Below are 16,295 nucleotides of genomic sequence, written 5' to 3' on the forward strand. Positions count from 1 at the left end.
TTACGTCAGATGATGGGTGGACCCGATTGCCATTGCTTCACAGCGTCGATCGGATGGATCAGCATCAGGATATTGAGCGTCAGATTGTCGCGAATGTGGAGCGCCAGCATGATTTCGAAGGCGAGCCCGAGCAGGACGGTCACGGGTACGGGCAGCACGCGCGCGGCGAGGAACCCCAGCATCATGGCCAGATTGTCAGAAATCGAATTGACGATGCTGTCGCCGTAATAATCCAGCGAGATCGTACCGGCGCGGTAGCGCTCGATGATGAAGGGCGAGTTCTCGACGATCTCCCAGGCGCCTTCGATCAGCATCGCGATGATCAGCCGCGCCGGCCAGGATAAACTTGGAAGAGACAGCCGCAGCAATGGCAGGCGCGCGAACAGCAGCCAGGTCAAGCCGTAGAACAGGAAGCCATGCAGGATGTGAGAGAAGGTGTACCAGTCCGTGATGTGCTGCGAATTTTCGGAGCTGTTCACCACGCCATGCCAGAGCTTCACGTAACCGCAGGTGCAGATCGGCACCCGCCCCATCGCGAACAGGATCGAGGCTTGCAGCGCCAGCACCAGCAGTGCGATGCCGACCCAGGCCAACGGCGGTACGGCGACCTTGCTCTCGTGCGTGCTCGTCAGTGTCACGGCTCGCGCACCATCAGCAGCGCCGTCCCGTCCGGCGTCTCGACCATGCGGTCACGGACGAAGCCGGCCTTCTCATAGGCGCGCACGGCGCGTGCGTTGAGCGGATCGGGATCGGTGACGATGCGTGGCAGGCCCTGCCGCAACTGGCCGTCGACGAACTGGCGGATGAACGCGGAGCCGTGGCCGCGCGCGATCATGTCGTTTTCGCCGATGAACTGGTCGATCCCACGGGTGCCCTCCGGTTGCGGCCCAAAGCCGGTATTCCAGGCTGTCAGGCGATAGCATTGAAGATAACCGAACGGGTGGGTGCCAGCCAACACGATGAACTGGTCCATCGCGGGCTCATCGAGATCGCCGCTCACCAGCGCAAACTGCGCGTCCGGGTCGCCCCACCATTCCCGCACATGCGCCTCGCCCAGCCACCGCCGGATCAGCGGCAAATCGGCCGTGCTCATCGGGCGGAAGGTGTAGGCGGGCGCCATGTCCTGTTCGGTCTGGTCTAGCCGGTCGCCAGGCTTTCGATGGTCAGATTGCGGTTGGTATAGACGCAGATGTCGGCGGCGATATCGAGCGAGCGGCGGACGATGGTCTCGGCATCCTTATCGGTGTCGATCAAGGCCCGCGCGGCGGCCAGGGCGTAATTGCCCCCGGAGCCGATCGCCATGACGCCGGCTTCGGGCTCCAGCACGTCGCCGGTGCCTGTCAGCACCAGGGAGACGTCCTTGTCGGCCACGATCATCATGGCCTCCAGGCGGCGCAGATAGCGGTCGGTCCGCCAGTCCTTGGCGAGCTCCACCGCGGCCCGGGTTAGCTGCCCCGGATACTGCTCGAGCTTGGATTCCAGCCGTTCAAAGAGCGTGAAGGCGTCGGCCGTGGCGCCGGCAAAGCCGCCGATGACGTCGCCCTTGCCGAGTTTTCGCACCTTCTTGGCGTTGGACTTGATCACGGTCTGGCCGATCGAGACCTGGCCGTCGCCGCCGACCACCACCTTGCCACCCTTGCGGACCGTCAAAATCGTGGTGCCGTGCCAGCCCGGCGCGCTGTTTTGGGAATCCTGCATCAAATACCTCGTTGTCGGACCTGATTTAGGCGGTCGGGACCGACCGTACAACGGGCCGGTCCGGGCCCATTTCGCTCACCATAGGCAGAAGTAGAGGCCCGGCCAGCCGTTCCCGCAGTAGCGAAGGCGTCATTTGGCTGTTAAAAGACCGCCGTTTTCGGCTCCAAGAGCATGATCCGGAAAAGTGGGTACCGATTTTCCGACAAGATCATGCTCAAAACCAAGTGGAAACCGCTTTTCAATGCGCACCGCGACGATCAAGCGCAAGACCAAGGAAACCGACATCGAGGTCACCGTGAACCTCGATGGCACCGGCGTGGCCAATATCGCGACCGGCATCGGCTTTTTCGACCATATGCTCGATCTCCTCGCCCGCCATTCCCGCATCGACCTCACGGTCAAGGCGGTTGGTGATTTGCACATTGATCATCACCATACCACCGAAGACACCGGCATCGCGCTCGGCCAGGCGGTCAAGCAGGCGCTCGGCAACATGGCGGGTATCACCCGCTATGCCGGCGTGCACATGCCCATGGACGAGACGCTGTCGCGCGTGGTCATCGACATCTCGGGCCGCCCGTTCCTGGTGTTCAAGGCCGACTTCCCCCGCGACAAGATCGGTGAATTCGACACCGAGCTGGTGCGCGAGTGGTTCCAGGCCTTCGCCATGAACGCCGGCGTGACTCTCCACGTCGAGACCCTATATGGCGATAACAGCCACCATATCGCCGAGTCCTGCTTCAAGGGCCTGGCGCGGGCGCTGCGCACTGCCGTCGCGATCGATCCGAAGGCCGTGGGCGAAATCCCGTCCACCAAGGGTTCGCTCGGCGGCTGACGTCTTTCGGCCGGCGGCACGCGCCGCTTGCGGTATCACTGAATTCCTAGGAACGGGGCATCACCATGCCTGTCTACACAGTTCATGCTCCCTCCCCTGCCGGAGCCGATCTGCGCGCGACCGACAAGTTCGTGTTCGTGCGCGATGGTTTTCATTTCTGGGCGATGATCTTCGGCCCGTTCTGGCTGCTCTGGAACAGGCTCTGGCTGGCGCTGATCGGCTGGGTGATTTTCCTGGCTGCCTTCGATGCAGGGCTGCATAGCCTCGGCGTTGGCCGCAGCTCGATCTTCCTGGCCAATATGATCGTCGCGGTGCTGATGGGTTTCGAGGCCTCGAGCCTGCGCCGCTGGACACTGTCGCGCGGCAAGTGGCGCCAGCTCGACGTCGTCATCTCGGATGACGAGGACACCGCCGAGCGGCGTTTCTTCGAGCGCTGGAGCCTGAAGCAGCGCGGCATCGTCAACGATCAATGGGCCGTCGATCGCGGCGGCCCGCCGCCAACCCGCAACGTGCCGGGTCAGCAATTCTCAAATCCGCCACCGCTGCCGTCGGGCGGCATCATTGGATTGTTTCCAGAACCGGGAGGGTCAAGATGAGCGTCGCCATCATCGATTACGGTTCAGGCAATCTGCATTCCGCCGCCAAGGCGTTCGAGCGCGCCGCGCGCAGCCTGGAGATCCCACAAAAGGTCTTCGTCACCAGCGATCCGGATCAGGCCTACGGCGCCGACCGTCTGGTGCTGCCCGGTGTCGGCGCCTTTGCCGATTGCCGGCGCGGGCTCGATGCCGTCAACGGCATGGTCGAGGCGATCACCGAAGCGGTGCGCGTCAAGGCGCGGCCCTTCTTTGGTATTTGCGTCGGCATGCAGCTGATGGCGAGCCGCGGCAAGGAACATGTCACGACGGACGGCCTGAACTGGATCGGCGGCGACGTCGAGAAGATCACGCCGCGCGACGAGAGCCTGAAGATCCCGCACATGGGCTGGAACACGCTCGACATGCTGCGCGAGCATCCGGTGCTGGACAGGCTGCCGCTCGGCCCCAGGGGGCAGCACGCCTATTTCGTGCACTCCTACCACCTCAACGCTGCCAACGAGGCGGACGTGCTCGCGCGCGCCGATTACGGCGGACCGGTCACCGCGATCGTCGCGAAGGACACCGCCATCGGCACCCAATTCCACCCCGAGAAAAGCCAGCGTTTCGGCTTGGCCCTGATCTCGAACTTTTTGCGATGGAAACCGTGATTCTCTTTCCCGCGATCGACCTCAAGAACGGCCAGTGCGTGCGCCTCGAGCAAGGCGACATGGCGCGCGCGACCGTGTTCAACCTCAATCCCGCGGCGCAGGCGCAGAGCTTTGTCGAACAGGGTTTTGAGTATCTCCACGTCGTCGATCTTGACGGCGCCTTTGCCGGCAAGCCGGTGAATGCGCAAGCGGTCGAGGCGATGCTCAAGACGATCAAGATCCCGGTGCAGCTCGGCGGCGGCATTCGCGATCTCGCGACCGTCGAAGCCTGGCTCGACAAGGGCATCACCCGCGTCATCATCGGCACCGCCGCGGTGCGCGACCCTGAATTGGTGAAGGCGGCTGCAAGGAAATTCCCCGGCCGCGTCGCGGTCGGGCTCGATGCCCGTGACGGCAAGGTCGCTGTCGAAGGCTGGGCCGAGACCTCGCAGGTAACGGTGCTGGAGATCGCGAAGCGTTTCGAGGATGCCGGCGTCGCCGCCATCATCTTCACCGACATCGCGCGCGACGGCCTGCTCAAGGGTCTCAACCTCGATGCGACCATCGCGCTGGCAGATGCGATCTCGATTCCCGTGATCGCCTCCGGCGGCCTCGCCTCGATCGAGGACGTCAAGGCGATGCTGACGCCGCGTGCCAAGAAGCTCGCCGGCGCGATCGCCGGCCGCGCGCTTTACGACGGCCGGCTCGATCCCACCGCCGCCCTCACCTTGATCCGCAACGCGCGCGCCGCCTAGGAGCTGACACATGTTCAAGGTGCGCGTGATCCCCTGCCTCGACGTCAAGGACGGCCGGGTCGTCAAGGGTGTCAACTTCGTCGACCTGCGCGATGCCGGCGATCCCGTTGAAGCCGCGATCGCCTATGACGCCGCCGGTGCCGACGAGCTCACCTTCCTCGACATCACCGCGACCCACGAGAACCGCGGCATCATGCTGGACGTGGTCCGGCGTACGGCGGAGGCCTGCTTCATGCCCGTGACCGTCGGTGGCGGCGTGCGCAAGGTTGACGACATCAAGACGCTCCTGCGCGCCGGCGCCGACAAGGTCTCGATCAACAGCGCCGCGGTGTCGCGGCGCGAGTTCGTCAAGGAAGCCGCCGAAAAATTCGGCGAGCAGTGCGTGGTGGTCGCGATCGACGCCAAGCGGGTCAAGCGTGCGGGCGGCGACCGCTGGGAGATCTTCACCCATGGCGGGCGCAACTCGACCGGCATCGATGCCATCGAATATGCGCAGGAAGTGGTCTCGCTCGGCGCTGGTGAAATCCTGCTCACCTCCATGGATCGCGACGGCACCCGGCAGGGCTTCGACATCCCGCTGACCCGGGCGATCGCCGACAGCGTTCCCGTTCCCGTGATCGCCTCCGGCGGCGTCGGCAATCTCGATCATCTCGTCGACGGTATCCGCGACGGCCACGCCACGGCTGTGCTGGCCGCCTCGATCTTCCATTTCGGGGAATTCACCATCCGCGAAGCCAAGGAGCACATGGCCCGGCGCGGACTGGCCATGCGCCTCGATGCCTGACGACTCCCGTTCATAAAAATGCTACATAGGCCTGCGGGGAATGGCCTCCGTGGCCTTGTGTGTTTTCGAGTAATTCCGATGTCGCGTTTCACGATCCACGATCTGGCCGACACCATCGACGCCCGCGCGGCGGCCGGCGGCGAGGCGTCCTATACCCGCAAGCTCCTGGACAAGGGCGCCGAGCATTGCGCCAAGAAGTTCGGCGAGGAGGCAGTCGAAACCGTAATCGCAGCAGTCGAAAACGATCGCGCGCATCTGATCGCTGAAAGCGCCGACCTGCTCTATCACTTCCTTGTGCTGCTCAAGGCCCGCGGCGTAAAGCTGGAGGAGGTCGAGGCCGCGCTGGACAAGCGGACGAATATGTCCGGATTGGAAGAAAAGGCGTCCCGCAAGGGTTAGTAGATCCCAACGGAAAGGTCGCGTCATGGATATCCGCGCACCCGAGCAGCAATATAATCCGTACCGCGTCTATACGCGCGAGCAGTGGTCGCGACTGCGCGACGACACGCCGATGACGCTGGAGCCCGGCGAGTTCGACCGGCTGCGCTCACTGCACGATCGCCTGGACTTGCAAGAGGTCGAGGACATCTACCTGCCGCTGTCGCGCCTCCTGTCGATCTATGTCGATGCGATGCAGCGCCTGTATTACGCGGAGCGCCAGTTCCTCAACATCCGCGACCGCAAGATGCCCTACATCATCGGCGTCGCCGGTTCGGTCGCGGTCGGAAAATCGACCACGGCCCGCGTGCTTCAGGCACTGCTGGCGCGCTGGTCGCCGCGTCCGAAGGTCGAACTGATCACCACCGACGGATTTCTGTATCCCAACGCCGTGCTGGAGCGGCAGGGCATCATGCAGAAGAAGGGTTTTCCGGAGAGCTACGACCTGCCGCTGCTGCTCAGCTTTCTCTCCGACATCAAGGCCGGCCGCCGCCACGTGCGCGCGCCGGTCTATTCGCATCTGACCTACGACATCGTGCCGAACCAATGGGCCGAGATCGACCAGCCCGACATCCTGATCGTCGAGGGCGTCAACGTGCTGCAGACCGGCAAGCTGCCGCGCGACGGCAAGGCGGTGCCCGTCGTCTCCGACTTCTTCGACTTCTCGGTTTATATCGACGCCGACGAGGCGGCGCTGCGGCAATGGTACATCAAGCGCTTCCTGGCGCTGCGTGACACCGCGTTCACCAATCCAAAATCCTACTTCAACCGCTACGCGCTGTTGTCGGACGAGGAAGCCACCGCCACCGCGATCGCGATCTGGGAACGTACCAACCTCGCCAATCTCGAGGACAACATCCTGCCGACCCGCCCCCGTGCGACGCTGATCCTGAAGAAGGGCGCCGACCACACGGTGGCGAGCGTCGCGCTGCGACGGCTGTAAGCCGCGGTGCCGTAGGGTGGGCAAAGGCGCGAAGCGCCGTGCCCACCATCCATCGGCACTATCGGACATGATGGTGGGCACGCTGCGCTTTGCCCACCCTACGGCAGCGTCGATCGTCGCTACACCGCCAGATGCCGCGCCGCCGCCAGCCCGGCCAACGCCTCGTCCAGCTTGTCGCGGTCGAGCGGCTTGATCAGAAACCCGTTCATGCCCGCCTCGAAACAGGCATAGCGATCCTCCACCAGCGTATTGGCGGTGAGCGCGAGGATCGGCGTGTGGTGGCCGCCTTTGGCGGCCTCATGCGTGCGGATGCGTTTCGTCGCCTCGATGCCGTCGAGCTGCGGCATCTGGATGTCCATCAGCACGAGATCGTAGGGCGTGCCGGCGGATGACGCCGCGAGCCAGGATTCCAGCGCCGCCTCGCCATGAACGGCGATGACGACGCGGTGGCCGAGCTTGGTCAGCAGCGAGCGCATCAGCAGCGCGTTGATCTCGTTGTCCTCGGCGACGAGGATCGACAGGCCCGTTGGCGTGACGACGCCGGCGGGGGAGGCAGCCGGCGGCTCGGGCGCCAGTTCGGGCGAGGCGACCTCCGGCGTCAGCGCGAGACGTGCCGCGAGCGAAGCCGCACGCACCGGCTTGATCAGAAAGCCGGTGAAGGAAGCTGGAAATTTCTCGTGGCGCGAGCTCGACGTCAGCAGCACCAGCCGCTGTGCCGTATGCTTGCGCGCGGCCTCGCCGAGACGGTCGGCGATGGCGGCGCCGATCGCACGATCGACCAGCACCGCATGCCATGAGCGTTCCGGCAGCAGCGCCTCTGCGACGGCGCCATCCGAGACCAGGCAGGTCTGGCCGCCCCAGCGCTCGAGCCGCCGCGCGATCAGCGAGGCCTCGATGCCGTCGGCGATCAGGAGGATCGACTTGCCGGTGAGATCAGGGCTTGGGAACGCCGTCTGTCCCGCGCCGGATTGCGATGGTGCAAGCGGGATCGCGACCTCGAAGGTCGAGCCTTTGCCCGGCTCGCTCTCCAGGGTGATGCGGCCGCCCATGCGCTTGACGATGCGTTCGCTGATGGCAAGGCCGAGCCCGGTGCCGCCATAGGTGCGTGCGACGCGCTCGTCGGCCTGCTCGAACTCGCGGAAGATGCGCGTCCGCGCCTCGGGTGCGATGCCGATGCCGGTGTCGCGCACCAGAAAACTGATCTCGTTCGGCCAGATGCCGGGTTCGACGATCAGCGCGACGCCACCGCTCGCGGTGAACTTGATGGCGTTGCCCGCGAGGTTGAGCAGCACCTGGCGCAACCGGGCGACATCGCCGACGACCTCGAGCGGCAGGCGCTCGTCGACATAGGCGGCGATCTCGAGCATCTTTGCCTGCGCGCGCGGCGCGAGCAGCTCGGTGATTTCCTCGATCATGGTCGAGAGCGCGAACGGGCGCTGGTCGAGATCGAGCTTGCCGGCCTCGATCTTGGAATAGTCGAGCAGTTCCTCGATCAGCGCCATCAAGGCTTCGCCCGAGGTTTTCACCGCCCTGGCATAGGTCGTCTGCTCCGGCGTCAGCGTGGTGTCGAGCAACAGGCCGCCCATGCCGATGATGCCGTTGAGCGGCGTGCGGATCTCATGCGAGGCCATCGCCAGGAAGCGCGACTTGGCGCGGTTGGCGGCATCGGCCTGGTCGCGCGCGTCCGACAGCGCACGCTCGGTCTCGGTGCGGTCGGTGACGTCGCGTCCGACGCTCTGCAGTTCGGCGGGCTGACCGGCATCGAGACGGACATAGCCCTCGCGCCAGGCGATCCAGCGCGCGCCGTGCGGGGTGGTGATCCTCTGGTCGTGAATGCGCGTGCCGTTGCTTTCGCGGGCGCTGTCGCCCTGCTCGAGGACGTCGAAATCGAAACGCGTGCCGACCAGCGCGCCGCGCGCCTGTCCCGCGAGCGCGCAATAGGCGTCGTTGGCGAAGGTGATGCGGCTCTGGTGGTCGCGCAGCACGATCAGGTCACCCTGCTGTTCGAACAGGCTGCGCGCGCGCTCTTCCGCCTCCTTCAGTTCCCAATTGCGGTCGATCAGCGTCTCGTTGTGGGCGGCCAGCTTACGCATCCGCTTGTTGACGAAGCGCAGCCGCATGCTGAGCGTGGCGAGGCCGAGGCAGGCGAGCGCGAACAGGAAGCTTGCTCCAACCGCAAACGTATTGGGGTCGTAGCCGGAGTTCTCGGAGCGGCTGCCGGAAACGAAGCCATAGGCGCCGCCGAACGTTGCCGAGAAGATCATGAAGGAGCGGATCGCGAAAGCGATGCGGGGATGCTGTCGCCTGAAGCGGCGCATGCGCACCTTGATCCGGAACGTCCGATCCATCGCCATCGACCCCGACTCTTGCTCCGAAACCCCGCGCCGCCAATTGCGACGATGTCTCGCCGACCTTGCGAACAGCTTGAGGCCTCGGTTCGGCCTCCAAACAGGGTTGATGAGGTGTTAACGCCTCAGAGCGAGGCAGCGTGGAGCGGGAGCGGGCGGTGGCCGCCATTGGCACCGACGATCAGCGCCGCGGCCTCGCGCTGCGAAAACGTTTTCGAGCGGACATAGATGCGGTAATCGGCCGGTCCGTCGGTGGAGAGATAAATCACCGGGCCGCCGTCGACCGGCTCCGCGGCAATCGTGACAAGGCGGTTCGCCGGATTGGTCTGGCAGGAGTCCGGTTCAAAGCTCAGACCGTCGTCCACGACCGCGAAGTCCGCCGCGTCCGGATCGTCGGTGATCTGAACCCGCACCGTGGCCCGCGACAGATCGTCGGTGAAGGCGACATGGACGCCGGCCGTCCAGAACAGGGATGTCAGCTCGACTGAAGTATCGCCCAGCGCGATGCAGGGATGCGAGACCGATCCGATCTCGCCGCGGGCGAACACCGCGGCCGCCAGCAGGGGAACAACCGAGGCCAGGATCTTGAAACGCAACATGACACGCTACTCGCCCGGCCCTGTGTGGGGAACGCTTGGGCCTTATGGTTTGCAGAGCGTAAAGGAAACTCGTTACCGCCGGGTTGATGCGCGGAATGATCAGGCCATCTGCCGCACATCCTCCGCGAGTGCGCGGTAGGACAGCGCCTCGGCGAGATGCAGCCGGCCGATCTTGTCGGCGCCGTCGAGATCGGCGAGCGTGCGGGCCACCCGCAGCACGCGGTGATAGCCGCGCGCCGACAGCCGCATGGTCTCGGCGGCGTCGCGCAGCAATTTGGCGCCTTGCGCATCCGGCTTGGCGACGTCTTCCAACACCGAGGCTGGCGCCTCGGCATTGGTGCGAACATGCGGCAGGCCCGCATCCGCGTAGCGCGCGAGCTGGATGTCGCGCGCGGCTGCCACGCGCGCGGCGACTTCCGCCGAGCCCTCGGCCGGCGGAGGCAGGATCAGATCCGCTGCGGTCACCGCGGGAACCTCGATGCGCAAATCGATGCGGTCCATCAGCGGACCGGAGATGCGCGCCTGGTAGTCGCCGGTGCAGCGATCGATGCGGCCGCGCTTGCAGGCATAGCCGGGCTCGAACGCATGGCCGCAGCGGCACGGATTCATCGCCGCGACCAGCATGAAGCGCGCGGGATAAGTCACGCGATGATTGGCGCGGGAGACGGAGACCTCGCCGTTCTCCAGCGGCTGGCGCAGCGAATCCAGCACGCGCGGATCGAATTCGGGCAGCTCGTCGAGGAACAGCACGCCCTGATGCGCGAGCGAGATCTCGCCGGGTTTTGCGCGCATGCCGCCGCCGGTGAGCGCGGCCATGCTGGCGGAGTGATGCGGTGAACGGAACGGCCGCCGCGCGGTCAGCGCACCGCCCTGGATCTCGCCGGCAACGGAGGCGATCATGGAGACTTCGAGCAATTCGCCCGGCGACAGCGGCGGCAGGATCGAGGGCAGGCGTGCCGCCAGCATCGACTTGCCGGCACCGGGTGCGCCGATCATGAGCAGGTGATGTCCGCCGGCGGCCGCGATCTCCAGCGCGCGCTTGGCGCTCTCCTGGCCCTTGATGTCGCGCAGGTCGAGCGGGGAGGCGGCGACCTCGTGCACGCGCGGCGTGGGCCGCGACAGCACCTGCGTGCCCTTGAAATGGTTAGCGATCTGGATCAGCGATTGGGCCGCGATGATCTGGATGTCCGGGCTCGCCCACGCCGCCTCCGAGCCGCAGGCTGCCGGGCAGATCAAGCCTTCCTCGCGCACATTGGCGCCGATCGCGGCGGGAAGCACGCCGGCCACCGGCGCGATCGAGCCGTCGAGACCGAGCTCGCCGAGAACGGTAAAACCGGTCAGCGCATCCGGCGGGATCGCGCCGATTGCGGCCATCAGCCCGAGCGCGATCGGCAGGTCGTAATGGCTGCCCTCCTTGGGCAGGTCGGCGGGCGCGAGATTGACGATGATCCGCCGCGCCGGCAGCGCCAGCCCCGAGGCAATCAGCGCCGAGCGGACGCGCTCACGTGCCTCCGACACCGCCTTGTCGGGCAGGCCGACGATGGCAAAGGCCGGCAGGCCGGGCGCGACCTGCACCTGCACGTCGACCGCGCGGGCCTCGATCCCCTCAAAGGCGACGGTAGAAACCCGCTGAACCATGCCCGAACCAGCCTGCCCTCTCGCACAATTAGGGGTAGCAGAGCCCGATCTTTCTTGCAAGAACAATACAAGAACATCCCTGAGGGCCAGGAAAACCCTAACCGGTCGTAAACATCACGCCGACACTACGCCTCGAATGCGAGCGGCTCTCATCAGCACATCCCAACGAATGTTCGCTACTCCTAGAGCTGCGGGATGGGCCGTGATCTAACGGGTGAACAATTCAAATGCTTGCAAATCGCCGCAGAAGCGAACGACGGGTATGCACTCGGCTCGCCAAGATTCACTTTGGCGCGGGATCGCTGCCGCGAGACTGCACGATCACGGATATCTCGGATGGCGGGGTGAAAGTGGTGGCGGAGTTTCTGGAAGTGCCGCCGCAATTCACCATCATCTTCGCGCCCGATTATTCCCGCCAATGCCGCCTGCGCTGGCGCATCGGCTGCGAATTCGGCGCCGAGTTCACCGATTGAGCCGGACCGGCCGGGTTCCTTAACTGGACTTTAGCGTTAATCGGTAAGCATCGCTGATCAGTCGCCGAGTGATCAGAGTATGCCCAAGCGTTCGTCCCTTGCCTCTCCGCCGGCGAGATTCCTGCTTTCCGCGCTCGTGATGCTTGCCCTCGGCGGCTGCCAGACCACGAGTCTGGAGGACATCACCGGCGCGCTCGGCGGCAAGTCGGAAACCGCTGGCAGGGCCGATCCGAAGCCGGACATGGACGCGCTTCGCGAGCGCTATCGCGCCAAGCCTTCCGATCCCAACGTCGCGCTCGACTATGGCACGGCGCTGCGCGAGACCGGCCAGCGCGCCCAGGCCGTTGCGGTGATGGAGCAGGCCGTGCTCGCCCATCCCAGCAACAAGGCGCTGCTCGCCGGCTACGGCCGCGCGCTCGCCGACAGCGGCAATTTCCAGCAGGCTTTCGATGTGCTCAGCCGCGCACATACGCCCGAGGATCCGGATTGGCGCATCCTGTCGGCGCAAGGCGCGGCGCTCGATCAGCTCGGTCGCAACGAAGAGGCGCAGCAATATTATGCGGCAGCGCTGAAGATTGTGCCCGAAGAGCCGCAGGTTCTGTCCAATCTCGGCCTGTCCTACATGCTCCAGAACAATCTGCCGCGGGCCGAGGAAACGCTGCGCCGCGCCTATGAGCGCAATCGCGCCGATTCCCGCGTGCGCGCCAATCTGGCGCTCGTCGTGGGACTGCAGGGAAAGCAGGCCGAGGCCGAGACCATCGTGAAGGCCGACCTGCCGCCGGATCAGGCCGCAGCAAAGGTCACGGCGCTGCGGCAGTTGCTGGCGAAGAAGCAGCAGCGGGCGGACAAATAGCCCGCTCTCTCTTAGGACCTTATGGGATGAAACTCGCCTAGCGCCTCGTCGGATGTGCGTTCCCTCCCCCGCAAGGGGGGAGGGAACGGAGACAACACCGCTGTTTCGCTTACGACACCTTGCGATGCGGGGCTGACCCGCGACCCGCCCTGCCCTTGAGCTTCTTCAGGAGCGGTCCGAGCAGCGAGCGCTTCGGCTTCTTCACCTCGCCACGCCCGGCGAGGCGGTTCGCCATGTTCTGGAACAGAAGGGTGGTGCGGTGGTTCTTGGAGACCTCCGCGATCATCTGGCCGTTGTTGGCCGCGGTCGAGAACAGTTTCGAGTCGAACGGGATCGCCGCGATCGGCTGGCTCTCCATGGTCTTGGCGAACGCCTTGACGTCGATCTCCGCGCGCTTGTGCATGCCGACTTGGTTGATGCAGTACAGCGGCGGACGGTCGTTGGGCCGTGCCGCCTTGAGCACGCTCAGCATGTTCCTGGTGTTGCGCAGATTGGCCAGATCGGGCTCGGCCACGATCACGATGTCGTCGGCATTGACGAGCGCGCGGCGCGTCCAGCCCGACCATTGGTGGGGAACGTCGAGCACGATGCAGGGCGTGGTCATGCGCAGCGTATCGAAGATCGCATCAAAAGCTTCGGCGCCGAAATCGTAGACGCGGTCGAGCGTCGCGGGCGCAGCGAGGAGACTGAGGCGCTCGGTGCATTTGGCGAGCAGGCGCTCCATCAGCGCCGTGTCCGGCCGGTCCTGCGAGAGCACCGCGTTGGCGATGCCCTGCGCCGGGTCCTGGTTGTAGTCGAGGCCGGCGGTGCCGAAGGCGAGGTCGAGATCGATCACGACAGAATCGAGCGCGAGGTCGCGCGCGATAGTCCAGGCCACGTTGTGCGCGACCGTGGACGCACCGACGCCGCCCTTGGCGCCGACCACCGCGATGACGCGGCCGGTGATGATGGCTTCCGAGGCCGAGAACAGGCTGCAGATCGAGCGGACGACGTCGAGGGTTTCGACCGGTCCCACCACGTAGTCGTTGACGCCGCGGCGGACCAGCTCGCGATAGGGCGCGGTGTCGTTGGGGTTGCCGATCACGACCACCCGGGTGCCGGGATCGCAGACGCCGGCGAGATCGTCGAGGCCCTCGAGGATATCGCGTGTGCCGTCGGATTCGATCACGATGACGTTCGGCGTCGGCATCGTGTCATAGACTTCGATGGCCGCGGCAAGGCCGCCGCCCTTGGCGGTGAGATGCGCCTTGGCGAGACGGCGATCCTGCCCGGCGGCGGTGATCGCGGCGAGCGTCTGCTCGGTCTCGCAAAAGGCCTGCACCGAGATGCGAGGAACCGGCGCAATGTGGTCCTCGGGGTGCCGCGGGTCGTCCGCTTCTTCGTCGTCGTGAAAACTTGTCATTTGCCGGTGTCGCTGAGTTTGGCCTTTTCGGCCTCGGGATACATGGTCGTGGTCGCCATGCCCTTGCGGTAGCGCTCGAAGGCGATCTCGCGCCGTGCAGTGTAGGCGGGCGTCTCCGCCCGCGGCTGCTCGAGGTCGGCGGGGTTGTCGATCATGGCCGCGAGGTTGCGCTGGCTGGCGCAGCCCAGATTGAAGTACGGCCGGTTCTCGTTGTAGCCGGGGTCGAGGATGTTCGGACCGACGTCTTCCGGCCACAGCCCGCAGGGGCCGGCGACCGCGGCGATCTTCGAATAGCTCAGGCGGATGGTCGGCAGCAGGCCGGGATCCTCGGGGCGATAGGGATGCTGGACGATGGCGCGCGACGGCACGCCGCCGGATGCGAGCACCGACCGGATTTCGTGATAGGTCGCCGCCGCGGCGCGTGAATTCGCAGCGTCGCTCGGCACGTCGACGACCACTGAACCGGTGCCTTCGCGCACCCAGTCCCTGGCAATGCCCGCGACGTCCGCGTGCTGCGCGGTGGAGAGGCCCCCGCGCGCCTTGCCGACGAAGATCACGATCGACTTCTTGGCTTCCTGCACCGCGATCGGGTGGCGCTGGCGATAGTCGGTCGGCACCGTCTGGGTGACGATGTCCCCGGTGGTGTTGCAGGCGCCGAGCATGACGGAAAGCCCCGTCAGCGCCAGCGCGATCCGCAGGTTGCGACGTCGATCGGCGATCGTCTTCGTCATCGCTTTGTCCCCTCTTGCCCCGTTTCTTGCCCCGGTCCCCAAACCGTCCGTCTCAGTCGATGATGAAGCCGAAATCGCCGCGGCTGCCTTCCATCGGATCGACGCTGCGCGCGATGCCATAGAGCCGGTTCATGCGGCCGAGCAGCGCCGTCTGCGCGTCCGAGGCCGGCGCAAAGCCGTCGTCTGGTCGCGACAATTCCTTCTGGGCGACCGCGCGCACCACATAGGGCGTCACGATCACCATCAGCTCGGTCTCGTTGTTGACGAAGTCCTGGCTGCGGAACAGCGCGCCGATGATGGGCACCTGGTCGACGCCGGGCAGGCCGTTGATGGCCTGCTTGGTCTTCTGCTGGATCAGCCCGGCCATCGCCATCGAGCCCCCGGAGGGAATCTCCAGCGTGGTCTCGGCGCGGCGGGTCTGGACCGAGGGGATGGTGATCGAGTTGCTCGAGGTCGAGGACACCGCCTGCGTCAGCGTGATCGCATTCGTGTTCGACAGCTCCGAGACCTCGGTCATCACGCGCAGGCTGATACGGCCTTCGCTGAGCACGAGCGGGGTGAAGTTCAGCGAGATGCCGAACTTCTTGTAGGTGACCTGGGTGGTACAGACGTGGGTGACCGGATCGCAGGAATAGCCTGCAGGGATCGGGAATTCGCCGCCGGCGATGAAGGTGGCGGATTCACCCGAGATCGCGGTCAGGCTCGGTTCGGCAAGCGTGCGCATGACGCCGGCGCTTTCCATCGCGCGCATCGTGGCGCTGACGGTGGCGACACCCTTGGCGAGGCCGGCCACGCCGAGCCCGTTGCTGCCGACGATCGGTCCGCCAGAGACCGAGAACGGGTTGGAATTGTTGAAGTTCACGACCGCAGTCCCGGCATTCAGGCTGGCGCTGAGGTCGACGCCGAGCTGCTTGACGATGTCGCGGCGGACTTCGCCGACCACGACCTTGAGCATCACCTGGTCACGGCCGCGCACGACGATGTTGTTGACCACCTTGTCCGCGCCGCCAACGAGTTTTGCGGCGACGTCGCCGGCCTGCTGGGCCTCGATCGGGCTCGACACCGAGCCGGTCAGCATCACGCTGTCGCCGACGCCTTCGATCTGCACGCCCGGCAGCGATTGGCGCAGCGCGGTGCGCATGCCGTTGAGATCACGCTTCACCGCGATGTCGTAGGAGGCAACCTGCTGGCCGTCGGCGGTGAAGAACACGACGTTGGTCTGGCCGACCTGGCCGCCAATGATATAGGCGCGCTGCGACGAGCGGATCACTGCATTGGCGATCTTGGGATCGGCCACCAGCACGTCCTTGACCTCGCGCGGCAGGTCGATGACGACGGACTTGCCGACGCCGAGCGACAGCGAGCGCGTGCGCGCCGGCGCGATGGTCGAAACCGGCGACACGCCGAGATCCGGCGCCTGCATCGGCGCCTGGTCGCCGACCGGCGCATCCGCCGCGGTGACGAAGTCGGGAGCTGCGATCAGCCCCAGCATCAGCACCGCCCCCGTCCAGAACGAGCGTGCGCGCTTCCCCCGAATGCGCAGGCCCGTTCGATCATCCCCGTAGTTCATGGTGTC

At 65.7% G+C, this 16,295-nt stretch carries 18 protein-coding genes; 9 read left to right on the plus strand and 9 right to left on the minus strand.

Going from position 1 to position 16,295, the window contains the following annotated elements; translation table 11 throughout:
* Positions 1–5 precede the first annotated feature (5 nt).
* From AC5ZFO_RS04885 to hslV, 3 genes are read right to left on the minus strand one after another with little or no spacing between them, the layout of a single operon-like run.
* Complete coding sequence (locus AC5ZFO_RS04885; protein ID WP_282521738.1) at positions 6–638, minus strand: DUF2585 domain-containing protein; 633 nt, start codon at positions 636–638, stop codon at positions 6–8.
* The gene (locus AC5ZFO_RS04890) at positions 635–1,120 is read right to left on the minus strand and encodes a GNAT family N-acetyltransferase (protein ID WP_282521737.1); all 486 of its coding nucleotides are present in this window, start codon (positions 1,118–1,120) and stop codon (positions 635–637) included. Before AC5ZFO_RS04890 ends, AC5ZFO_RS04885 begins: the two co-directional genes overlap by 4 nt.
* A 17-nt stretch (positions 1,121–1,137) precedes the next feature.
* On the minus strand, positions 1,138–1,698 hold the full coding sequence (gene hslV / locus AC5ZFO_RS04895; protein WP_282521736.1) for an ATP-dependent protease subunit HslV: 561 nt from the start codon (positions 1,696–1,698) through the stop codon (positions 1,138–1,140).
* Positions 1,699–1,939: 241 nt separating this feature from the next.
* On the opposite strand from hslV, the gene hisB reads away from it, so the two are divergent.
* From hisB to coaA, 7 genes are all read left to right on the plus strand, one after another.
* Entirely contained in the window at positions 1,940–2,533 is a 594-nt protein-coding gene (gene hisB / locus AC5ZFO_RS04900) for an imidazoleglycerol-phosphate dehydratase HisB (RefSeq protein ID WP_014490808.1), read from the plus strand.
* Positions 2,534–2,598: 65 nt separating this feature from the next.
* A complete protein-coding gene (locus tag AC5ZFO_RS04905; protein ID WP_496121555.1) occupies positions 2,599–3,129 on the plus strand; it encodes a DUF2628 domain-containing protein in 531 nt (176 codons plus the stop codon).
* Positions 3,126–3,776 carry an imidazole glycerol phosphate synthase subunit HisH gene (hisH, locus tag AC5ZFO_RS04910; RefSeq protein WP_282521734.1) on the plus strand — a complete coding sequence of 217 codons (651 nt, stop codon included), beginning with the start codon at positions 3,126–3,128 and terminating at the stop codon, positions 3,774–3,776. The genes AC5ZFO_RS04905 and hisH overlap by 4 nt, the downstream gene beginning before the upstream one ends.
* Entirely contained in the window at positions 3,773–4,510 is a 738-nt protein-coding gene (gene hisA, locus AC5ZFO_RS04915) for a 1-(5-phosphoribosyl)-5-[(5-phosphoribosylamino)methylideneamino]imidazole-4-carboxamide isomerase (RefSeq protein ID WP_282521838.1), read from the plus strand. The genes hisH and hisA overlap by 4 nt, the downstream gene beginning before the upstream one ends.
* Before the next feature lie 10 nt (positions 4,511–4,520).
* Positions 4,521–5,294, plus strand: a complete 774-nt coding sequence (gene hisF, locus AC5ZFO_RS04920) for an imidazole glycerol phosphate synthase subunit HisF (RefSeq protein ID WP_282521733.1) — start codon at positions 4,521–4,523, stop codon at positions 5,292–5,294.
* Positions 5,295–5,372: 78 nt separating this feature from the next.
* Positions 5,373–5,693, plus strand: coding sequence for a phosphoribosyl-ATP diphosphatase (locus AC5ZFO_RS04925; RefSeq protein ID WP_028150153.1), 321 nt, complete (start codon positions 5,373–5,375; stop codon positions 5,691–5,693).
* A gap of 25 nt (positions 5,694–5,718) precedes the next feature.
* A complete protein-coding gene (coaA, locus tag AC5ZFO_RS04930; RefSeq protein WP_028150152.1) occupies positions 5,719–6,675 on the plus strand; it encodes a type I pantothenate kinase in 957 nt (318 codons plus the stop codon).
* Positions 6,676–6,794: 119 nt separating this feature from the next.
* Here the strand turns inward: coaA and AC5ZFO_RS04935 are convergent, their stop codons facing one another.
* The 3 genes from AC5ZFO_RS04935 to AC5ZFO_RS04945 form a co-directional block, all read right to left on the minus strand.
* Positions 6,795–9,029 (minus strand): ATP-binding protein, encoded by a 2,235-nt coding sequence (locus tag AC5ZFO_RS04935; RefSeq protein WP_282521732.1) that lies wholly within the window; start codon positions 9,027–9,029, stop codon positions 6,795–6,797.
* Between the two features lie 119 nt (positions 9,030–9,148).
* Complete coding sequence (locus tag AC5ZFO_RS04940; protein ID WP_282521731.1) at positions 9,149–9,622, minus strand: hypothetical protein; 474 nt, start codon at positions 9,620–9,622, stop codon at positions 9,149–9,151.
* Between the two features lie 99 nt (positions 9,623–9,721).
* Entirely contained in the window at positions 9,722–11,260 is a 1,539-nt protein-coding gene (locus AC5ZFO_RS04945; protein ID WP_282521730.1) for a YifB family Mg chelatase-like AAA ATPase, read from the minus strand.
* A 227-nt stretch (positions 11,261–11,487) separates the two neighbouring features.
* Between AC5ZFO_RS04945 and AC5ZFO_RS04950 the strand changes: the two genes are divergently transcribed.
* Both AC5ZFO_RS04950 and AC5ZFO_RS04955 read left to right on the plus strand, forming a co-directional pair.
* On the plus strand, positions 11,488–11,733 hold the full coding sequence (locus AC5ZFO_RS04950) for a PilZ domain-containing protein (protein WP_027534981.1): 246 nt from the start codon (positions 11,488–11,490) through the stop codon (positions 11,731–11,733).
* A gap of 79 nt (positions 11,734–11,812) precedes the next feature.
* Entirely contained in the window at positions 11,813–12,586 is a 774-nt protein-coding gene (locus tag AC5ZFO_RS04955; protein ID WP_282521729.1) for a tetratricopeptide repeat protein, read from the plus strand.
* Between the two features lie 109 nt (positions 12,587–12,695).
* Here AC5ZFO_RS04955 and AC5ZFO_RS04960 read toward each other — a convergent pair whose 3' ends face one another.
* The 3 genes from AC5ZFO_RS04960 to AC5ZFO_RS04970 are packed head-to-tail and all read right to left on the minus strand — an operon-like array spanning position 12,696 to position 16,289.
* Positions 12,696–13,988, minus strand: coding sequence for a CpaE/TadZ family protein (locus tag AC5ZFO_RS04960; protein ID WP_282521728.1), 1,293 nt, complete (start codon positions 13,986–13,988; stop codon positions 12,696–12,698).
* Positions 13,985–14,719, minus strand: coding sequence for a CpaD family pilus assembly protein (locus tag AC5ZFO_RS04965; RefSeq protein WP_063980257.1), 735 nt, complete (start codon positions 14,717–14,719; stop codon positions 13,985–13,987). Before AC5ZFO_RS04965 ends, AC5ZFO_RS04960 begins: the two co-directional genes overlap by 4 nt.
* Before the next feature lie 52 nt (positions 14,720–14,771).
* On the minus strand, positions 14,772–16,289 hold the full coding sequence (locus tag AC5ZFO_RS04970) for a type II and III secretion system protein family protein (RefSeq protein ID WP_282521727.1): 1,518 nt from the start codon (positions 16,287–16,289) through the stop codon (positions 14,772–14,774).
* Positions 16,290–16,295 lie beyond the last annotated feature (6 nt).

Source organism: Bradyrhizobium sp. Unk1 (assembly GCF_059512345.1).

Excerpts from the sequence above, each read along its gene's own strand:
- AC5ZFO_RS04890 (WP_282521737.1), bottom strand. The coding sequence starts at position 1,120 with ATGGCGCCCGCCTACACCTTCCGCCCGATGAGCACGGCCGATTTGCCG.
- hslV (WP_282521736.1), bottom strand. The coding sequence starts at position 1,698 with ATGCAGGATTCCCAAAACAGCGCGCCGGGCTGGCACGGCACCACGATT.
- hisB (WP_014490808.1), top strand. The coding sequence starts at position 1,940 with ATGCGCACCGCGACGATCAAGCGCAAGACCAAGGAAACCGACATCGAG.
- AC5ZFO_RS04905 (WP_496121555.1), top strand. The coding sequence starts at position 2,599 with ATGCCTGTCTACACAGTTCATGCTCCCTCCCCTGCCGGAGCCGATCTG.
- hisH (WP_282521734.1), top strand. The coding sequence starts at position 3,126 with ATGAGCGTCGCCATCATCGATTACGGTTCAGGCAATCTGCATTCCGCC.
- hisF (WP_282521733.1), top strand. The coding sequence starts at position 4,521 with ATGTTCAAGGTGCGCGTGATCCCCTGCCTCGACGTCAAGGACGGCCGG.
- AC5ZFO_RS04925 (WP_028150153.1), top strand. The coding sequence starts at position 5,373 with ATGTCGCGTTTCACGATCCACGATCTGGCCGACACCATCGACGCCCGC.
- coaA (WP_028150152.1), top strand. The coding sequence starts at position 5,719 with ATGGATATCCGCGCACCCGAGCAGCAATATAATCCGTACCGCGTCTAT.
- AC5ZFO_RS04935 (WP_282521732.1), bottom strand. The coding sequence starts at position 9,029 with ATGGCGATGGATCGGACGTTCCGGATCAAGGTGCGCATGCGCCGCTTC.
- AC5ZFO_RS04940 (WP_282521731.1), bottom strand. The coding sequence starts at position 9,622 with ATGTTGCGTTTCAAGATCCTGGCCTCGGTTGTTCCCCTGCTGGCGGCC.
- AC5ZFO_RS04945 (WP_282521730.1), bottom strand. The coding sequence starts at position 11,260 with ATGGTTCAGCGGGTTTCTACCGTCGCCTTTGAGGGGATCGAGGCCCGC.
- AC5ZFO_RS04950 (WP_027534981.1), top strand. The coding sequence starts at position 11,488 with ATGCTTGCAAATCGCCGCAGAAGCGAACGACGGGTATGCACTCGGCTC.
- AC5ZFO_RS04955 (WP_282521729.1), top strand. The coding sequence starts at position 11,813 with ATGCCCAAGCGTTCGTCCCTTGCCTCTCCGCCGGCGAGATTCCTGCTT.
- AC5ZFO_RS04960 (WP_282521728.1), bottom strand. The coding sequence starts at position 13,988 with ATGACAAGTTTTCACGACGACGAAGAAGCGGACGACCCGCGGCACCCC.
- AC5ZFO_RS04965 (WP_063980257.1), bottom strand. The coding sequence starts at position 14,719 with ATGACGAAGACGATCGCCGATCGACGTCGCAACCTGCGGATCGCGCTG.
- AC5ZFO_RS04970 (WP_282521727.1), bottom strand. The coding sequence starts at position 16,289 with ATGAACTACGGGGATGATCGAACGGGCCTGCGCATTCGGGGGAAGCGC.